This window comes from Maribacter antarcticus DSM 21422 (assembly GCF_000621125.1).
Taxonomy (GTDB): Bacteria; Bacteroidota; Bacteroidia; order Flavobacteriales; family Flavobacteriaceae; genus Maribacter; species Maribacter antarcticus.
Window position 1 is genome coordinate 1 of sequence record NZ_JHZC01000034.1, and the last position, 1,503, is coordinate 1,503.

1 pseudogene is annotated in these 1,503 nt (G+C 40.9%); it reads right to left on the bottom strand.

The features are described 5' to 3' along the window. Positions 1 to 1,503, bottom strand: a pseudogene (locus Q360_RS26190) (hypothetical protein); the annotation flags it as partial.

Sequence of the window (1,503 nt, forward strand, 5' to 3'; positions counted from 1 at the left end):
GCATTGTCACTGTCCGTATCTAAATAATCCGGTGTCCCGTCTGCGTCAGTATCAATAGGCGTGTTACCACCCGTAGACACATAAACAGAGTTTAAACCGTTATTTGTAGCATAGGTTGCTGCATTGTCTGTTGCAGGTGCCGTATATCCTGAAGTAGTTTGTGCTTCTACGTTGTCAGGAATCCCATCATTGTCTGAGTCTAAGTCTAAGCTGTTTGGTATGCCGTCTCCATCTAAATCACTTGAAGGAGGACTACTTTTATAAGGATGACTTGCCGGCAAACTTGCCTCTAGCCCCCATTTGTGGGCTAGATAACCTTCTACTTTTTGGCGGTCTGCCTCGGATAAAGCACTTGGAATAATAATAAAATCTCCAATTTGTGAATCTGAGCTTTCATTAGAATATACTCCTTGGTTGATATCCCATATAACACCATTTGTAGTTTGTGAGTTAGCATAACTATTCAGTGTGTTTCCGTTAGAATATAAGTTCATTAATCCTGAAGAAGCTCTTACATAGCAATTCATTTCAAAGTCTGTTACCCCTGAGGTAGTGGCATTCACACTTGTATTTGTATATGCATTTGGGTTCCCATTAAAATATACAGCACGTTTTCTACCACCATGGTAGCCCAGGAGGTTATTCCCTACATGACCATCAAAAAGACGACCATTAGCATCTGATGGTAAAAGTTTTGTTACCATTATAATGGACCACTCACTTGTGGATGTGGCTGCTCCTGATGGTCCATTGAACCCTGCACTTAATATCTCTACAACGTCTTTCCCATTTATTTCAGATGACTGGTACGTTGGACCGCTAACTAAAGCATAATCGTTGCTATTTCCCGATTTGTCTATCCAGTTAGTTGTAAGGGTTGTACCATCTGAGTACGTGGTACCGTCTCCATTATAATCTGTTGCATCCAACCATAATTGTGGTGACAAACTAACAATAGAAAAACCTTCTTCCGTATCTAAAATACCATCATTGTCATCATCGATGTCACTAGGATCTGGAACCCCATCACAATCGCTATCTCCGTCTGCGATTACTTGAGTAACAGCTTCTCCTTCAGAGGCATAACAATCTACTGTTAGATTATAAAATGCAGCATAATAGGTACCCGCAGCTACCGCCGCAGCGTCACTTACCCTATTAATAGTAGTAGCAGGCAACCCTGTGTGCCATGTAAGTATTGTATTTGCAGGAGTATTACTTGCTGTAATTGTGGTTAAGTCTATCGTCGTAGTTGGGCATGTATTTGTGGCTGTTGACGCTGATAGCATAGGAGCATCTAAACCTGCAGGGCAGGTGCTGCAATATGCTTCTTGCACATAAACCGCATCTATAAGTGTTAAAGTTCTTTCAGGAGTACCTGTTGGTGTAAATCGTATGTAGGTATAAGTACCATTTAATGCAGCCGGTAATGTATATGTTAGCGTGGTATAGCTAGTACTTCCAATATTTTGTGTACTAGATTCTGTAGTCCATGTTGAATTA